Here is a 16803-nt window from a genome sequence, read left to right as displayed (position 1 = left end):
CGACCAATCTCTAACTGCCTGCACCCAATCTCTCTGTGGGAGCTGGCCTGCCAGTGATGGTGACCTCCCAGCCGACCAATCTCCAACTGCCTGCACTCAATCCAACTGTGGGAGCTGGCTTGCCAGCGATGGCGGCCTGACAGCCGACCAATCTCTAACTGCCTGCACCCAATCTCTCTGTGGGAGCTGGCCGGCCAGTGATGGTGACCTCCCAGCCGACCAATCTCCAACTGCCTGCACTCAATCCAACTGTGGGAGCTGGCTTGCCAGTGATGGCGGCCTGACAGCCGACCAATCTCTAACTGCCTGCACCCAATCTCTCTGTGGGAGCTGGCCTGCCAGTGATGGTGACCTCCCAGCCGACCAATCTCCAACTGCCTGCACTCAATCCAACTGGGGGAGCTGGCTTGCCAGTGATGGCGGCCTGACAGCCGACCAATCTCCAACCGAATACATCCAATCAACTGTGGGAGCGAGCCTGCTCGCGAAGTCGCCCCCACAATCACTTCATCTCTATCTGGCCAGCTCAGCATTCCCATACAAATAATCCGTCGCCAGCGACGCCATCGTCCTCACCCCAACCACCAGCGCCGACTCATCCACAAAGAACCCCGGATTATGATTCGGCGCGGCCTTGCTCATATCCTGATCCCGTGGTGTCACGCCGAGAAATACGAACAACCCCGGCACTTCCTTGGCGAAGAACGAGAAGTCTTCCGCGCCGCCCACCAACGGTGCATTGACCACGTCATCCTTGGCTGCCCACTTCAACGTCGGCAGCATTTTTTCCGTCAGTGCCGGGTTGTTGATCGTGGGGTCGTATTTTTCGATGATGGTCACGTCGGCTTTCGCGCCGCCGCTTTCGGCGATTTTTTCGACGGTCTGGCGTACGTCGGCGTGGAGTTTCTGGCGGATGCCGTAGTCGTAGGAGCGGATGGTGCCGCTCATGTCCACGGACTCGGGGATGATGTTGTAGCGGGTGCCACCATTGATGGTGCCGATGCTGACCACCGACGGATAGGACGAAATATCGGTACGGCGGCTGACCACGGTTTGCAGGCCGACGATGGTTTGCGCGCCGACGGTGATCGGGTCGATGCCGTCCCACGGGCGGCCGGCGTGGGTTTGTTTGCCGAGGATTTTGATGCGCAGGTCGTCGGAGCTGGCCAGGGTGGCGCCGGGACGATAGGCGATCTGGCCGGCGGGGACGCCGGCCCAGACGTGCAGACCGAAGACGGCGTCGGGTTTGGGTGATTTCATCACGCCTTCCTGCACCATCATTTTCGCGCCCCAGGTGTTTTTGCCGTCGGGGATGAAGTCGCTCGGGCCTTCTTCGGCGGGCTGGAAGTAGAACACCACGGTGCCGGGCAGGGTGTCGCGCATGCCCGTGAGGATTTTCGCTGTGCTCAGCAGGATCGCGGTGTGGGCGTCGTGGCCGCAGGCGTGCATCACGTCGACTTCTTTGCCGAGGTAGGTGCCTTTGGCTTTCGAGGCGAAGGGCAGGTCGGCGACTTCCTTGACCGGCAATGCGTCCATGTCGGCGCGCAGGGCCACGGTCGGGCCGGGCAGGGCGCCTTTGAGGATGGCGACCACGCCGGTGCGGGCGACGTTGGTTTTGACCTCCAGGCCCATGGCCTTGAGCTGTTTGGCGACCAGTTCAGAGGTGCGTGTTTCGGTGTTGCCCAGTTCCGGATGCGCGTGGATGTCGCGGCGGGTTTCCAGCAGCTCCGGTTCAAGTGCCTTGGCTTGCGTGGCGATCTGTTCGCGGGTGCTGTCCAGGGTGGCGGCGCTGGCGGTGCCGGCCAGCAGGGTGAACAGAACAGTCTGGGCGATACGTGTCAGCTGCATCGGGTTTCTCCATGGTTGTTGTTTTTCTGGCTTCCCTGCCTGTGACCCGACTGTCTGCGCGAAGTGCTATTCCTTCGGCTGGCCACCACCGGCAGTGATGACCTGCACACTCATGCGTGGCGTCGCCAGATCGAGTCCGGCTTCGTCCAGATGGCGTTTGAGCGACAGGTTGAACGCGCGGGAAACTTCCCATTGTTTGATCGGCGCGGTCTTGAACCGCGCGCGCAGAATCGCGCTGCCGGACTCGAAACTTTCCACGCCCTGAATCTCCAGCGGTGACCAGATGTTGCGCCGTTGCAGCGGGTCGGTGCGCATTTTCTGGCCGACTTCGCGCATCAGTTTGATCGCGTCGTCGATTTCCATGTTGTACGGCACCGCCACGCGGAAAATCGCGTAGCCGAACTCGCGGGAGTAGTTCTTGATGCTTTTGATTTCGCTGAACGGGATGGTGTGAACGATGCCGTCGATATCGCGCAGGCGCACGGTGCGGATGGTCAGGCCTTCGACGGTGCCGAGGTGGCCGCCGACATCCACGTAGTCATCAATGGCCAGCGAGTCTTCGATGATGATGAACAGGCCGGTGATCAAATCCGCCACCAGCGACTGCGCACCGAAACCGATGGCCAGACCGATCACACCGGCACCGGCCAGCAGTGGCGTAACGTTCATGCCCATGTTCGCCAGGGCGACGATCAGCGCAATGATGAAAATCGCCACGAACAGCACGTTGCGGATCAGCGGCATCATCGTCTGTGCGCGGGCATTCGCCAGGCCTTTGCGCGAGCGGGTGAGGGCGTGATGCACGGCGGTGTCGGCAAGGATCCAGATCAGCCAGGAGAAAATCAGCGTACCGATCAGGCTGAACAGTTTGACGCTGACGTCGTGCCCTTCGCCCTCGGCAAAACCGATCAGCGATTTGCCCCATACGCGCAGGCCGAGTTCGATGAAGGTCAGCCACACCAGCAGGTGGGCGAGGGTGTAGAAGAAGCTTTTCAGACGCTCCGAGTACAGCGCATGGCGCTTCGGCCCGCGTTGCGGTTTGAGTGAGTGCCGGCGCACGAGACCGTTGATCACCATGCACATCACCAGCAGCACCGTGCAGATCAGTGACTGGCGCAGGGCGGTGCTGGTGTCGCCGGCGGAGACGAAGGTGGCGAACAGCGAGATCCCGACCAGCAACAGCGCCGGCACGTACCAGAAGGTGCCGAGGATATCGATGGTGTCGCTGAGGGCGCGGCGGGTCAGGCGACGGGACAACGGCTGATTGCGGATCAGATGGGCGATTGGCCGGCGGAAACGCAGGATGAACAGCCCGGTGAACAGCGCCGCCAGGACGTTGGTGACGGTCGCGGTGGTGTGCGCCAAATGCACGCCGAGGCTTTCCACCAGGCGCGGATCGTTAAGCGCTTCACCGAACGCGGCGAAGCTGCCGATCAGCCACAGCGGACGGAAGGCCTGATGCCGCAGGATGTACAGCGCCCGATGCCGGTGCGGGCCGTCGAGCAGCGAGAAGGCGATCACGCAGATCGCCGAGAAACAGGTGCCGACCACCAGCGCATACGCCAGCACCATCGCCAGGCTCTTGCCCAATGACGAGGGCAGCGCGTAGCTCATGTAAACGGTGATGACCAACGCGATCAACCATGGCCCGAGCTTGCGCAGGGCGAAGCGCAGCATGTCGAGGGCCTTGGGGTGCTGCGGCAGTTCTTCGGTCAGGCCGAAGCGCATGCGCACCCGGTGACCGAGCCAGATCAGCGCGGCGGCGAGCAGGCTCCAGACCATCAGGATCACTGCGAAGCCGAAGATGATCGGCAGCCACTCGCTGGCCGGCAACATCAGGTTATCGAGTTCGTCCCTGGCCAGATCGAACTCGTCGGACCAGCGGGTCAGCGGACTGTCGTCGCCGGAGAACTGCTTCTCGAAACTGGCCAGCGTGCCGCCAATCAGGCCCAGCACGCCTTCTTCCGGTGAAACCTGGGCTTTCTTGGTGGCGTCGCGCAGCTTTTTCAGATCGCTCAGCAACTGTGCGCGTTGCTTGTCGTTTTCCAGCGACTTGATGACTTCATCCAGCGACTGTCCCAACGGTTCCTGCGCCTCGGGCTGCGCCTTGGTGGAGTTGAGCAGCCCCGGCAAGCCGACCGCGTGGGCAGGGGCCAGCGGCAGCAGCGTCATCAGGCAGACAAGGAACAGGCAGGGCAGAGCAAACAGACGAGCGAACACTAGGCGGTCAACCTCGCAAAGGGGCGAATTGAGCGAGTGTACGAGGCAGTCAGAATCAATGCGAGCCGGGCGCGGATTTATTCGTTGAGTTTGGCGAGGATCTTGTAGACCACGGTCGCCAGGATCATAAGCATGCCGATCCACATGGCGAAGACGCCGGCGTTCTTGTCGCGGAAGTTGAAGCCGATGGCCAGCAGGATCATCCCGCTCAGGATCGGGACGAGCATGGCGTGGAACGAAGACATCGAGATCATGGAGACTGCCTTGTCGAAGGGGATGATGTAAGTCTAGGTCGGTTTCTTTGAAACTGTATTGATCTGTGTAGGAGCTGCCGCAGGCTGCGATCTTTTGATCTTGCTTTTGAACTGCAAAAAACAAGATCAAAAGATCGCAGCCTGCGGCAGCTCCTGCAGGGATTTGTGATCATCCCGAAAGATGATCGTTTAGCGATTACGGCAACTCGCGGGAGGCGTAGAACGCGCTCAGCACTTTGACCAGGTGTGCCAGGTCATGGCTGCCGCACAGTTCGCGGATCGAGTGCATGGCGAAGGTCGGCAGACCGATATCGACGGTGCGCACGCCCAGGTGGCTGGCGGTGATCGGGCCGATGGTCGAACCGCAACCCATGTCACTGCGCACCACGAAGCTCTGTACCGGCACTTCTTCGGCCATGCACAAGTGGCGGAAGAATCCGGCGGTTTCGCTGTTGGTGGCGTAGCGCTGGTTGCTGTTGACCTTGATCACCGGGCCGGCGTTGAGTTTCGGGCCGTGGTTGGCGTCGTGCTTCTCGGCGTAGTTGGGGTGTACGCCGTGGGCGTTGTCGGCTGAGACCAGCAGCGATTTTTGAATGGTGCGCACGAACTCGTCGCCTTCCGGCAGCAGGCGGCGCAGGGTCTGTTCGAGCATCGGGCCATCGGCACCGCACGCCGAGCAGGAGCCGACTTCTTCGTGGTCGTTGCACACCAGCACGCAGGTTTCTTCGGTGTCGGCGCTGAGCAGGGCTTGCAGGCCGGCGTAGCACGACAGCAGATTGTCGAGGCGCGCGCCGGCGATGAAGTCGCCATGCAGGCCGATGACCGCCGCGCTCTGGGTGTCGTAGAAACTCAGCTCGTAATCCAGCACCACGTCGGCGTTCAGGCCGTGTTCGCGAGCCAGTTGATCGGTCAGTACCGCACGGAAGTCGACGCGCTCGTCACCGGCGAACTGCGCGAGGATCGGCGGCAGCTCGGTCTGTGCGTTGATCGCCCAGCCTTGGTTGGCTTCACGGTTGAGGTGAATAGCCAGGTTGGGAATGATCGCGATCGGTGCCTTGAAGTCGATCAACTGGCTTTCGACCTTGCCGTCGCGACGGAAGGTGACGCGGCCGGCCAGCGACAGGTCGCGGTCGAACCACGGCGCCAGCAGTGCGCCGCCGTAGACTTCAACGCCCAGTTGCCAGAAGCCCTGACGTTGCAGTTCCGGTTGCGGCTTGACCCGCAGGCACGGGCTGTCGGTGTGGGCGCCGACCAGGCGGATACCGTCGTGCAACGGCGAGTTGCGGCCCATTTTGATCGCGACGATCGAGGAGTCGTTACGGGTGACGTAATAGCGGCCGTTGGCCTCGGTGGTCCATGGCTCGCGCTCGTCGAGGCGCACGTAACCGGCGGCCTCCAGACGCTGAACAAGGCTGGCGGTGGCGTGGAACGGGGTAGGGGAGGCCTTGAGGAAGTCGATCAGGCCTTGGTTCAACTCTTCGCGCATAAGAAGCTCCAGACAGCAATGGGCGCGAGTTTAACGCATCGGCCGGGGAATTGAATCCGAACCGGATCCCTGTGGGAGCGAGCCTGCTCGCGAAAGCGCTATGACATTCAACATTGGTGCTGANATCAATTGCTTTCGCGAGCAGGCTCGCTCCCACATGGGTTCGGCGGTGCTTGTCAGAACGGCGCAGGGCACTCGAAGCGCAGACGCTCGCCGGTTTGCGGATGGGTGAAGCTGAGCATGCTGGCGTGCAGGCACAGGCGCGGCCAGGCGGCGAGGGCCTGTTCGTGGGCGTAGAGCCCGTCGCCCAGCAACGGGTGCCCGATGGACAGCATGTGCACGCGCAACTGATGCGAGCGCCCGGTGATTGGCGTCAGTTCGACGCGGCACCAGTCGCCGCAACGTTCCAGTACGCGCCAGAAGGTCAGTGCGTGTTTGCCGAATTCGTGGTCGACCACGTGGCGCGGTTTGGTCGGTGGGTCGTAGCGCAGCGGCAAATCGATGCTGCCGCTGTCCAGTTCCGGCTGACCCCAGGCCAGGGCGGTGTAGGCCTTTTCGGTTTCGCGGTCGTGAAACTGCCGCGACAATTCGCGGTGGGTGTCGGCGTCACGGGCCAGCAGAATGATGCCGGAGGTTTCCCAGTCCAGACGATGGACGATACGCGCTTCCGGGTAGCCGTTTTCCTGCAGGCGGGTGATCAGGCAGTCCTTGTTGTCGTCGGCGCGACCGGGCACCGAGAGCAGCAAGGTCGGCTTGTCGACCACCAGTACAGCGGCGTCCTGATGGATGATGCGGATGTTGGACAACGGCATTAAAACAGCCTCGTAACAAATGCCAACGGCGGCTCAGGCTGCTGATAACCCTGTAGGAGNGATCGCAGCCTTCGGCAGCTCCTACACGAGCATCAGCAGCCCGAGCCGCCGTAGCGACTGCCGGATCGACTCAGCGATCAGGCAGGGTGATGTTGAGTTCCAGAATCGAGCAACTGCCCTGGCTTTCCAGTGCAACATGTACGTCGTCGTTGCCGATGTTGACGTACTTGCGGATCACGTCGACCAGTTCCTTCTGCAAGGCTGGCAGGTAATCCGGCGTGCTGCGCTGGCCGCGCTCATGCGCCACGATGATCTGTAGACGCTCTTTCGCTACCGAGGCGGTACTTGGCTTTTTGTTGGCACGAAAGAAGTCAAAAAGGTTCATTACCTACCTCCAAACAGGCGCTCGAAGAATCCCTTCTTCGTAACATCGAGGAAACGATGTTCTTTTTCTTTGCCCAGCAGACGATCAACGGCATCGCTGTAGGCCTGACCGGCATCGCTCTGGTCGTCGAGAATCACTGGAACGCCCGAGTTGGAAGCCTTCAGGACCGCCTGCGACTCAGGGATGACGCCCAGCAGGGTCACGGCCAGGATTTCCTTGACGTCTTCGACGCCCAGCATCTCGCCATCGCTGACGCGCTGCGGGTTATAACGGGTCAGCAGGAGGTGTTCCTTGATCGGCTCTTCGCCGAGTTCGGCACGACGCGATTTGCTGGCCAGCAGGCCGAGCATGCGGTCGGAGTCACGTACCGAGGACACTTCCGGGTTGGTCACGATGATCGCTTCGTCGGCGAAGTACATCGCCAGGTGTGCGCCTTTCTCGATGCCTGCCGGGGAGTCGCAGACCACGAAGTCGAAGTCTTCCTTCAACTGCATCAGGACTTTTTCCACGCCTTCCTGGGTCAGCGCGTCTTTGTCGCGGGTCTGGCTGGCGGCCAGCACGTAGAGGTTTTCCAGGCGCTTGTCTTTGATCAGGGCCTGCTGCAGGTTGGCTTCGCCGTTGACCACGTTGACGAAGTCGTACACCACGCGACGCTCGCAACCCATGATCAGGTCGAGGTTACGCAGGCCCACGTCGAAGTCGACGATCACTGTTTTGTGGCCGCGCAGAGCGAGGCCGGTACCGATAGCGGCGCTGGTGGTGGTCTTACCCACACCACCCTTGCCGGATGTAACCACGAGAATCTTGGCCAAGGTGTTTCACCCCTAAGGAAGAAGGACTGTTTAGCCCCTGAAAAACATCTCTTGAAAACTACTGCAGTCGGACAGCCTTGGCTGGAATTCGGCGCAAGTCGCAATTGCCGGGGGCAAACGCTCCTTGATCCTTTTTCCTACTTCGTTTGAGCCGTTTTCGCTACGTTTTAGAGATGCTTGGAAAATGCGGCAGTATCCGTTAAAGCCGAATGATGTTCAACACGTCGGCCGACAGGCTGACCTGTACGCCGGAGCCCCACAGTGGATCGCGGCGCAAATCTTCGGAAACCTTGTAATGCCCGGCGATGGAGATCAGTTCAGCGCTCAATTGCTGACAGAAAATCCGGGCCTTGGTGTCGCCTTTGACGCCGGCCAGTGCGCGACCGCGCATCGGGCCGTATACATGGATGTTGCCATCGGCCAGAAGTTCCGCCCCCGGACTGACCGAGGACACCACCACCAGATCGCCACCCTGGGCATATATCTGTTGGCCACCACGTACTGGCGTGGTGATGACGCGGGTCGGTTTGACCGTCGGCTCCGGCGGCTTTTCCGGCTTCTTTTTGACTTCCGGTTCCGGCGCTTCCAGCGGTCGCTCGCGGGCGCCGGACGGCGGCAGCACCGGGATGTCGATGGCGATGGCGGCAGCGATGTCTTCGATACGGCTGGCGCGGATTGCCAGGGTGCGCAGGCCATGTTGGCGGCACACGCGCATCAGCCCGGGCAGATCGACCGCGCCTTCGCCGGGCGGCAGTTTGTCCAGCGCCAGGACCAACGGTGCATTGCTGAAGAAATTCGGCGCCTGGGCGACTTTGGCGGCCAGTTGCCGATCAAGGCTGTCGAGGTCGTTGCGGGACAGTTCCAGCACCGTGATGGCCAGCATGCTGCCCTTCAACTGGAACACGGGATCTCGGTCTGGCGATTCGTTTTGGCTCATATCGGCATACAACGGCTTGTCACTAAAAGTGCCGAGACTTATAACGAGAACGCCCGCGAGCCGCAAGCCGGGTCGAACGATGTAGAATGCGCGGCCACTGAATTTACGGAAGCTTTAATGGATCGCCCGCGTTTTCGAAGAGCCTATCTTTCTCCCCGCTTCTGGCCGCTCTGGTGCGGTCTGGCGCTGTTGTGGCTGGTCGTGCAGTTGCCCTATGCGGTCTTACTGACGATCGGTCGTGTGCTGGGCGCATTGATGTATCGCGTGGCCGGCGACCGGCGGCGCATCGCCAAGCGTAATCTGGAGCTGTGCTTCCCGGAAAAATCCGCTGCCGAGCGCAAACGCCTGCTCAAGGAAAACTTCGCCTCCACCGGCATCGCCTTCTTTGAAATGGCGATGAGCTGGTGGTGGTCCCGTGAGCGTCTGGCCAAACTGGCCCACGTCGAAGGCCTGGAGCATCTGCAAAAGGCCCAGCGCGAAGGCAAGGGCGTGATCCTCATGGCCGCGCACTTCACCACCCTGGAAATCGGCGCGGCGCTGCTCGGCCAGCAGCACACCATCGACGGCATGTACCGCGAGCACAAGAACCCGTTGTTCGACTTCGTCCAGCGTCGCGGCCGCGAGCGGCACAACCTCGATTCGCTGGCGGTGGAGCGTGACGACGTGCGCGGCATGCTCAAGCTGCTGCGTTCGGGCCGGGCGATCTGGTACGCGCCGGATCAGGACTATGGCGCCAAGCAGAGTATCTTTGTGCCGCTGTTCGGCATTCAGGCAGCGACTGTGACTGCGACCACCAAGTTTGCCCGTTTGGGTAAAGCGCTGGTGGTGCCGTTCACTCAGGAGCGTCTGGCCGACGGCAGCGGTTACAAGCTGGTGATTCATCCGCCGCTGGAAGACTTTCCGGGTGAAACCGAAGAGGCCGACTGCATCCGCATCAACCAGTGGGTGGAAAGCGCCTTGCGCGCCTGCCCTGAGCAATACTTGTGGGCGCACCGCCGCTTCAAGAGCCGTCCACCGGGCGAGCCGAAGCTTTACCGGAAACGGCGCGGCTGATTCACTCACCCTTTCAAGCACCACGGAGCGTTGCGATGAGCCCAGCTGAACCGGTCACAGGTTTGATTCTTTCCGGCGGCGGGGCTCGGGCGGCGTATCAGGTGGGGGTGCTGGCGGCGATTGCCGAATTGCTGCCGCTGGGCGCGGACAATCCGTTTCCGGTGATCGTCGGCACTTCGGCCGGGGCGATCAATGCGGTCAGCCTGGCCAGCGGCGCCACCGATTTTCGCGCGGCCATCGAACGTCTCACTCTGTTCTGGCAAGGCTTTCGCAGTCATCGGGTGCTGCGCAGCGATTGGCCCGGGGCGATCCGTCAGGCCAGCCGCTTTGTCAGTCACAGTCTGCTCGGCATCGGTCGGCAACTGCCGGTGGCGCTGCTCAACAGTTCGCCGCTGCGCGACCTGCTCAATGAAAAACTACACATGCCCGGCATCGCCGAATCCATCGCCCGCAAGCAATTGCATGCGGTGGCGGTGACCGCGTTCGGCTACGAATCGGGGCAGGCGGTGACCTTCTATCAGGGCGGCGGCAAGATCGATGCGTGGTTGCGCCATCGACGGATCGGCGTGCCGGCGCAATTGTCGGTGGACCATTTGCTGGCCAGTTCGGCGATCCCGTTGCTGTTTGCCCCGGTGAAAATCGGTGAGGAATATTTCGGCGACGGCGCAGTCCGCCAATCGGCACCGATCAGCCCGGCGCTGCACCTGGGTGCGAGTCGGGTGCTGGTGGTGGGTGTGAGCGGCAACCCGCGCGGTTTTGATCCGCAGCAGCCGCTGGAGCGCGCCTACACCGGGCAGCAGCCGACGCTGGCGCAGATCGGCGGGCACATGCTCAACAGCACGTTCATTGACAGTCTGGAAAGCGACATCGAGTTGCTCCAGCGTCTGAATCAGTTCAGTCGACTGATGCCCGATGGCGTGCCGACTCGTGAGTTGGGCGTGGCGCCAGTGGACGTGCTGGTGATTGCGCCGAGTCAGCCGATCGACGAGATCGCCGCGCGGCATCGCCAGGAGTTACCGGCGGCGTTGCGTTTGTTCTTGCGCGGCCCGGGGGCGACGAAAACGAGTGGGGCAGGGGTGCTGAGTTATCTGCTGTTCGAGGCGGGGTATTGCAGCGAGCTGATCGACCTGGGACGGCGCGATGCGTTGGCCAAGCGCGAGGAGCTGTGCCGGTTTCTGGGGATCACCGAGGCGGTGGTTCCGGCCTGAGATTTGCGGTGAAGCCTTCGCGAGCAGGCTCGCTCCCACATTGGAACTCGGTCGAATGTGGGAGCGAGCCTGCTCGCGAAGCTTTTAAGATCAGAAGTGGAACTTCACCAGGAAGCTGGTCACGTTCTGATTGGTGGTGAAGCCACGGGTGTCGTCGATCCCGTACTTGTCTTTCCAGTAGTCGTATTCAACACCGACGTACAGCTGCTTCTCGCCGAAATGCAGCGCCTTGCCCAGGTCGTATTTGACCTGTGGGTTGAAGTGCAGGTTGGCGTGGTATTCGCCTTTGCTGTTGACGTCGTTGTCGACCACCCAGTCCATGTAACCGTCGATCAGCACGTTCGAGCTGCCGACCGGGATGGTGTAGGACCAGACCGGCGTGATCTGCCAGACGTTGTCACCCGGACGCGAGCCGTCGGTGTGGCGCTGGTAGAAGTTCAGCTGGAAGTAGTCGAAACCCGGGATCGCCAGGTCGAAGCCAGGACCGATCAGGTACGACTCGACGTCGCCTTCACCGAACTCGTAAGTCATCGCCAGCAGCACGTCTTTGATCGGACCGAATTCGAGCTTCTGGTCGAGGACTTTGCCCAGCGAGATGCGCGGCTGGAATTCACCGTAATAGGTGTTGTTGCCGACGCCACCGTCTGGCTTGCCGTTGTAGAAGATCTTGTCGATGAACAGGAAGTTATCCCCGTACTTCCAGGCATCGGCGTGCTCGAAGGTGACGGTCTGCTGGATCGCCGGGTTGACCTTGAAGTCTTTGCCGTAGAGGTAGGTCAGGCTGTTGTTCTGCCATTGCAGCAGGCCGTCGGCCATGGCCTGGCCGCCGGCCAGCATCGATCCCGCGAGCATCAGGCTGGTGCACATACGTTTCATTCGGTTGCTCCCAAAGTAGGTGTTCCACGTTTATTTTTTTAAGATCGGCGCTCTGGTGTGGCGCCTTTTTTCGTTGCTGCAAAAGTCATCCGATCGGTCAGCTTCGCTGGTGATAGCAAGAGCTGGGCCAACGCTTTCGAAAAGCAAAAAAACGCCCGTTCGGCTGCTGAAAAACAGTCGATTGCGCGTGTTTTCGGGATGCCTCGGTACTGACCGGGGCCGGGATAAGTTGGCTCGTCGGTCAGGAATTAAATCCGGGCTTTTTTTTAGACCGAATTCAAGAGGCCGCGGAGAATACTGACTCCTCGGCCAGCTCTCAAGTGCCCCGCAACAGAGCACCGACGACAGGTATGGGGCACGGTTGCGGGCCATCTCAGAAGTGCACCTTCACCAGCAGGCTGGCGGTGTTCTGGTTGGTGTCGAGGTTGTGGCTGCTTTCGACGCCATATTTGTTCTTCCAATAGCTGTATTCGGTGCCGACGTACAGCTGCTTCTGGCTCCAGCCCAAGGCTTTGCCGAGGTCGTATTTGATCTGCGGATTGATGTGCAGGTTGGCGTGGTAAGTGCCGCGCGAGTTCTGATCGTTATCGACCACCCAGTCCAGATAGCCATCGATCAGCAGGTCGGAGTTGCCCAGCGGCACGCTGTACGACCAGCCCGGAGTGATCTGCCACACGCCGTCGCCAGGGCGCGGGCCTTCGGTCTGGCGGCGGAAAATGTTCAGGGTCACGTAGTTGAAACCGGGCACTTTCAGGTCGAAGCCGGGGCCGATCAGGTAGGCTTCGCTGTCGCCTTCGCCGTACTCGTAGGTCATCGCCAGCAGCACGTCCTTGATCGGCCCGAACTCGATTTTCCGGTCGAAGATCTTGCCGAACGAGAAGCGCGGAGTGAATTCGCCGTAGAAGGTGTGCGGGCCTTTGTTGCGGTCTTCCTGGCCGTTGTAGAAGATCTTGTCGACGAACAGGAAGTTGTCGCCGTACTTCCACTTGTCGGCGTGCTCGAACGTCACCGTCTGCTGGATCGACGGGTTGATCGCGAAGTTCTTGCCGTACAGGTAACTCAGGCTGTTGGTCTGCCACAGCAGTAAATCGCCGGCCATGGCCTGACTCGCGGCCAGCAGGCCGCCACTCAACAGAACGTTGGTTTGCGTGCGAATCATCTGTTGCTCCCTCTTGTTTTTATTGTTGAGGCAGGGTGTTGCACAATCCCTGTGGGAGCGAGCTTGCTCGCGAAGAGGGCGTGTCAGTCGCCATCACTGTTGAATGACACAACGCTTTCGCGAGCAGGCTCGCTCCCACAAGGTTTTGTGGTGACTTGGTTAATGCTGGTGTGCGTGGCAGTCGTTGATCGCGGCGCGTTCGGCGCCGCCGAGGATGTTGAACAGCAGATTCAACGTCAGCGCGCTGAGCGTGGCCATGGCGATGCCACTGTGGGTGATCGGGCTCATCCACAGCGGCAGATGCGCGAAGAACTCCGGACGCACCACCGGGATCAGGCCCATGCCGATGCTCACCGCCACCAGCAATTGATTACGCCGGTCGCCGATGTCGGCTTCTTGCAGGATCTTGATCCCGGTGGCAGCAACCATGCCGAACATCGCGATCGCCGCACCGCCCAACACCGCCGGCGGAATCGACGCCACCAGGAATGCGGCTTTCGGCAGCAGGCTGAGCACGATCAGCAGGCCACCGGCAACGATGGTCACCGAACGGCAACGCACGCCGGTCATCTGCACCAGGCCGATGTTCTGCGCGAACGAGGAGTGAGTGAAGGTGTTGAAGAAACCGGCGACGAACGAGGCGCCGGCATCGCACAGCAGGCCGCGACGCAGCATCCGTGGGCAGACTTCCTGACCGGTGATTTTGCCCAGCGCGAGGAACATCCCGGTGGACTCGACGAAGATGATCACCACCACCAGGCACATCGACAGAATTGGCGCCAGTTCGAATTTCGGCATGCCGAAGTGCAGCGGGGTGACGAACTGAACCCATGGCGCGTTGGCCATGCCGCTGAGGTCGACCATGCCGATGGCGCCGCAGAGCACGTAGCCCAGGCACATGCCGATCAGCACGGAAATATTGACCCAGAAGCCGCGCATGAAGCGGTGGATCAACAAAATGGTCGCCAGCACCAGCGCGGCGATGGCCAGATAAATCGGTGAGCCGAACTGCGCCGCAGCGGCCCCGCCACCGGCCCAGTTCACGGCCACGGGGAACAGCGACAGACCGATCGAAGTGATGACCGTGCCAGTCACCAACGGCGGGAAGAAGCGCACGACCTTGGACATGAACGGCGCGATGAGCATGCCGAAGAATCCGGCGGCGATGGTCGCACCGAAGATCCCTTGCAGACCGATACCGGGCATGCCGGCCATGGCGACCATGCTGCCGACCGCCGCGAAACTGGCGCCCATCATCACCGGCATGCGGATGCCCATCGGGCCGATCCCGAGCGACTGGACGATGGTGGCGATACCGGCGACCAGCAGGTCGGCGTTGATCAGGAAGGCGATTTCTTCACGACTCAGGCCAGCGGCCTGTCCGATGATCAACGGCACCGCGATGGCACCGCCGTACATCAGCAGAACATGTTGCAAACCGATCAGGATCAGTTGCAAAAGGGGCAAACGCTGAATGGCGGGTGCGTCGGGGATGCGCGCTTTGGACAGCTCGGACATGCAACACCTCGGATCTTTTTATTCTTGTGATTAACAGCTGTCGGGTTGCTCACAGCTGTTTCTTTGCATCATTCATATGCCTGGCTGGAGGCATTTTGTGGCGAGGGGATTTATCCCCGATGGGCTACGAAGTAGCCCCAAAACCTGCAACCGCGTACATCAGGCAGATTGCGATTGCCAGGTTTGCGACGGCTGCGCCGCCGATCGGGGATAAATCCCCTCACCACAGGTAAATCCATCCACCTGAAAAGCCTGCTTTTACACAGACTTTTGTCTGGCTCAGTTTGTCTGGGCTCCCTGGGCGATCCATGCACCGATCAGGTCACGTTCCTGCTGGGTCATCTGCGTGATGTTGCCCAGTGGCATGATCTGCGTGGTGATGGCTTGCGCCTGGATCCGCGCGGCGTTCTGGCGGATCTGCTCGGGGGTGTCAAACATCACACCAGCCGGTGCCGCGCTGAACAACGGGCTGGTCGGTTTGGCCGAATGGCAGACCGCGCAGCGTTCCTGGATCACGTTGTGCACCTTGTCGAAGGCCGGACCTGCGCTGGACGCTTGCGCCGGTGCCGCAGCCGGGGCTGCTGCTGGCGCTGCAGGTGCCGCCGCTTCAGCCGGTTTCGCGCCACCACCCAGGGCCGTTTCCGGCAGCGGTTGGTACTCGATTTTCGCGGGTGCCTTGGCCACGTCCGGTGCGGTCGGCATCGGCGCCGGGCCGGTGACGTACGCCAGGGTGATCATGCCCACCGCTGCCACGGGCAGGGTCCAGGCAAACTTGTGGCTGTCGTGACGGGTGTTGAAGTAGTGACGTACCAACACCGCCAACACCGCGATCCCGGCCAGGATCAACCAGTTGTACTGGCTGCCATAAGTGCTCGGGAAGTGGTTGCTGATCATGATGAACAGCACCGGCAGGGTGAAGTAGTTGTTGTGACGCGAACGCAGCAGGCCTTTGGCCGGCAGCGCCGGGTCCGGCGTACGGTTCTCGGCAATCGCCGCCACCAGTGCACGCTGCGCCGGCATGATGATGCGGAACACGTTGCCGACCATGATGGTGCCGATGATCGCGCCGACGTGCAGGTACGCACCACGACCGCTGAACACCTTGCTGAAGCCATACGCCGCGCCGATGATCAGCACGAACAGGATGAAGCCGAGCAGGGCGGGTTTCTTGCCCAGAGCCGAATCGCAAAGGAAGTCGTAGATGAACCAGCCGGCGATCAGCGAACCGATGCCGATGGCCACGCCTTCAGGGCCGGTCAGGCCGCTGCCGGGTGCCACGAGGTAGAGCACGGGATTGGAGTAGAACACCACGCACAGCAGCGCGATCCCCGACATCCAGGTGAAGTAGGCTTCCCATTTGAACCAGTGCAGGTTCTCCGGCATCGACGGTGGGGCCAGTTTGTATTTTTCCAGGTGATAGATACCGCCGCCGTGGATTGCCCACAGATCACCGGCCAGACCGGTTTTCGGGTTGACGCGGTTGAGGTTGTTCTCCAGCCAGACGAAGTAGAACGACGCGCCGATCCAGGCCACGCCAGTGATCATGTGAACCCAGCGCACGCTCAGGTTCAGCCATTCCAACAGATGTGCTTCCACAGTCTTTACCTCTCGCCTGTCACTCTTGTTGTCGAGTGATCAGACCTTCTCTTATTGGTGGGGGGCGAGGATCAAACGCTCATCCTCTTTGAAAAAATGCTCATCGCAGTTATTGCCTGTGCCACTGCGATCAACCACCAGGAAGTCATCCCGCTTTTCGATCGTCAGCACCGGGTGGTGCCAGACGCCGCGATGGTAATTGATGCCCTGCCTGCCGTTGGTGACGAAGGCGCGGACCAAGCCTGATACAGGTACATCGCCAAGTGGCGCGACCACGATCAGAAAGGGGTTGCCGAGCAGCGGGATGAAAGCCTGGCTGCCCAGCGGATGGCGTTCCAGCATGCTCACGGTCAGCGGCATGTCCTGCGCGTCGGCGCGGAAGATGCTGATGATCGCGTTGTCCTCAGGCGTAGCGGTTTCGACCGTCGCCAGTTTGTGGAAGCGCATGGTCGAACCGTTGTTGATCATGAAGTGGTCGCTGCCGTCGGTTTCGATCACGTCACCGAAGGGGGCGAAGGCTTCTTTGGTCAGCGGTTCAATCTGTAGTGTGCGCATGCTGTTCTTTTCCGAATTCTGTGTTGTTCAACTTTTAAGTGCGTCTTGCGCGATCCCTGTAGGAGCTGGCGAAGCCTGCGATCT

15 protein-coding genes are annotated in these 16803 nt (G+C 61.1%); 2 read left to right on the top strand and 13 right to left on the bottom strand.

The window, feature by feature from the left end; all coding sequences use genetic code 11:
• Positions 1-513 precede the first annotated feature (513 nt).
• The 8 genes from ACTJKS_RS12380 to minC all read right to left on the bottom strand — a co-directional run bounded on the left by ACTJKS_RS12380 (position 514) and on the right by minC (position 8754).
• Complete coding sequence (locus ACTJKS_RS12380; protein ID WP_262948050.1) at positions 514-1848, bottom strand: amidohydrolase; 1335 nt, start codon at positions 1846-1848, stop codon at positions 514-516.
• 66 nt (positions 1849-1914) lie between these two features.
• Positions 1915-4068, bottom strand: a complete 2154-nt coding sequence (locus ACTJKS_RS12375; RefSeq protein WP_440828834.1) for a mechanosensitive ion channel family protein — start codon at positions 4066-4068, stop codon at positions 1915-1917.
• A gap of 77 nt (positions 4069-4145) precedes the next feature.
• A complete protein-coding gene (locus ACTJKS_RS12370) occupies positions 4146-4322 on the bottom strand; it encodes a hypothetical protein (RefSeq protein WP_177327380.1) in 177 nt (58 codons plus the stop codon).
• A gap of 196 nt (positions 4323-4518) precedes the next feature.
• Positions 4519-5808: a M18 family aminopeptidase gene (locus ACTJKS_RS12365; RefSeq protein ID WP_041068806.1), complete on the bottom strand. Its 1290-nt coding sequence runs from the start codon at positions 5806-5808 to the stop codon at positions 4519-4521.
• Positions 5809-5984: 176 nt separating this feature from the next.
• A complete protein-coding gene (locus ACTJKS_RS12360) occupies positions 5985-6620 on the bottom strand; it encodes an RluA family pseudouridine synthase (protein WP_007960625.1) in 636 nt (211 codons plus the stop codon).
• Positions 6621-6750: 130 nt separating this feature from the next.
• Positions 6751-7005 (bottom strand): cell division topological specificity factor MinE, encoded by a 255-nt coding sequence (minE, locus tag ACTJKS_RS12355; protein WP_003223146.1) that lies wholly within the window; start codon positions 7003-7005, stop codon positions 6751-6753.
• Entirely contained in the window at positions 7005-7817 is an 813-nt protein-coding gene (gene minD / locus ACTJKS_RS12350) for a septum site-determining protein MinD (protein WP_007960626.1), read from the bottom strand. Before minD ends, minE begins: the two co-directional genes overlap by 1 nt.
• A 199-nt stretch (positions 7818-8016) precedes the next feature.
• Positions 8017-8754 carry a septum site-determining protein MinC gene (gene minC / locus ACTJKS_RS12345; protein WP_027613349.1) on the bottom strand — a complete coding sequence of 246 codons (738 nt, stop codon included), beginning with the start codon at positions 8752-8754 and terminating at the stop codon, positions 8017-8019.
• Positions 8755-8871: 117 nt separating this feature from the next.
• Between minC and ACTJKS_RS12340 the strand changes: the two genes are divergently transcribed.
• Both ACTJKS_RS12340 and ACTJKS_RS12335 read left to right on the top strand, forming a co-directional pair.
• A complete protein-coding gene (locus ACTJKS_RS12340; RefSeq protein WP_262948049.1) occupies positions 8872-9807 on the top strand; it encodes a lipid A biosynthesis lauroyl acyltransferase in 936 nt (311 codons plus the stop codon).
• 35 nt (positions 9808-9842) lie between these two features.
• Complete coding sequence (locus tag ACTJKS_RS12335; protein WP_440828833.1) at positions 9843-11015, top strand: patatin-like phospholipase family protein; 1173 nt, start codon at positions 9843-9845, stop codon at positions 11013-11015.
• A 90-nt stretch (positions 11016-11105) separates the two neighbouring features.
• Here the strand turns inward: ACTJKS_RS12335 and ACTJKS_RS12330 are convergent, their stop codons facing one another.
• The 5 genes from ACTJKS_RS12330 to ACTJKS_RS12310 all read right to left on the bottom strand — a co-directional run bounded on the left by ACTJKS_RS12330 (position 11106) and on the right by ACTJKS_RS12310 (position 16719).
• Positions 11106-11891, bottom strand: a complete 786-nt coding sequence (locus ACTJKS_RS12330) for an outer membrane protein OmpK (protein WP_041068818.1) — start codon at positions 11889-11891, stop codon at positions 11106-11108.
• Positions 11892-12264: 373 nt separating this feature from the next.
• Positions 12265-13050, bottom strand: a complete 786-nt coding sequence (locus ACTJKS_RS12325; RefSeq protein ID WP_086794739.1) for an outer membrane protein OmpK — start codon at positions 13048-13050, stop codon at positions 12265-12267.
• Positions 13051-13209: 159 nt separating this feature from the next.
• The gene (locus tag ACTJKS_RS12320) at positions 13210-14568 is read right to left on the bottom strand and encodes a nucleobase:cation symporter-2 family protein (protein ID WP_108182123.1); all 1359 of its coding nucleotides are present in this window, start codon (positions 14566-14568) and stop codon (positions 13210-13212) included.
• A 279-nt stretch (positions 14569-14847) separates the two neighbouring features.
• Positions 14848-16164, bottom strand: coding sequence for a urate hydroxylase PuuD (locus ACTJKS_RS12315; RefSeq protein ID WP_222015611.1), 1317 nt, complete (start codon positions 16162-16164; stop codon positions 14848-14850).
• A 51-nt stretch (positions 16165-16215) separates the two neighbouring features.
• Positions 16216-16719, bottom strand: coding sequence for an ureidoglycolate lyase (locus tag ACTJKS_RS12310; RefSeq protein WP_041068829.1), 504 nt, complete (start codon positions 16717-16719; stop codon positions 16216-16218).
• Positions 16720-16803: the final 84 nt, after the last annotated feature.

The sequence above is a fragment of the Pseudomonas sp. 22189 genome, assembly GCF_052045635.1.
Lineage (GTDB): Bacteria > Pseudomonadota > Gammaproteobacteria > Pseudomonadales > Pseudomonadaceae > Aquipseudomonas > Aquipseudomonas parakoreensis.
Note: the sequence above shows the minus strand (reverse complement) of the source record. Positions and strands in the feature narration are given on the sequence as shown.

What these genes read in the sequence shown, in the direction of transcription:
- ACTJKS_RS12380 (WP_262948050.1), bottom strand. Translation starts at nt 1,848, where the DNA reads ATGCAGCTGACACGTATCGCCCAGACTGTTCTGTTCACCCTGCTGGCC.
- ACTJKS_RS12370 (WP_177327380.1), bottom strand. Translation starts at nt 4,322, where the DNA reads ATGATCTCGATGTCTTCGTTCCACGCCATGCTCGTCCCGATCCTGAGC.
- minE (WP_003223146.1), bottom strand. Translation starts at nt 7,005, where the DNA reads ATGAACCTTTTTGACTTCTTTCGTGCCAACAAAAAGCCAAGTACCGCC.
- ACTJKS_RS12310 (WP_041068829.1), bottom strand. Translation starts at nt 16,719, where the DNA reads ATGCGCACACTACAGATTGAACCGCTGACCAAAGAAGCCTTCGCCCCC.
- minC (WP_027613349.1), bottom strand. Translation starts at nt 8,754, where the DNA reads ATGAGCCAAAACGAATCGCCAGACCGAGATCCCGTGTTCCAGTTGAAG.
- ACTJKS_RS12320 (WP_108182123.1), bottom strand. Translation starts at nt 14,568, where the DNA reads ATGTCCGAGCTGTCCAAAGCGCGCATCCCCGACGCACCCGCCATTCAG.
- ACTJKS_RS12340 (WP_262948049.1), top strand. Translation starts at nt 8,872, where the DNA reads ATGGATCGCCCGCGTTTTCGAAGAGCCTATCTTTCTCCCCGCTTCTGG.
- ACTJKS_RS12325 (WP_086794739.1), bottom strand. Translation starts at nt 13,050, where the DNA reads ATGATTCGCACGCAAACCAACGTTCTGTTGAGTGGCGGCCTGCTGGCC.
- ACTJKS_RS12360 (WP_007960625.1), bottom strand. Translation starts at nt 6,620, where the DNA reads ATGCCGTTGTCCAACATCCGCATCATCCATCAGGACGCCGCTGTACTG.
- ACTJKS_RS12330 (WP_041068818.1), bottom strand. Translation starts at nt 11,891, where the DNA reads ATGAAACGTATGTGCACCAGCCTGATGCTCGCGGGATCGATGCTGGCC.
- ACTJKS_RS12365 (WP_041068806.1), bottom strand. Translation starts at nt 5,808, where the DNA reads ATGCGCGAAGAGTTGAACCAAGGCCTGATCGACTTCCTCAAGGCCTCC.
- ACTJKS_RS12335 (WP_440828833.1), top strand. Translation starts at nt 9,843, where the DNA reads ATGAGCCCAGCTGAACCGGTCACAGGTTTGATTCTTTCCGGCGGCGGG.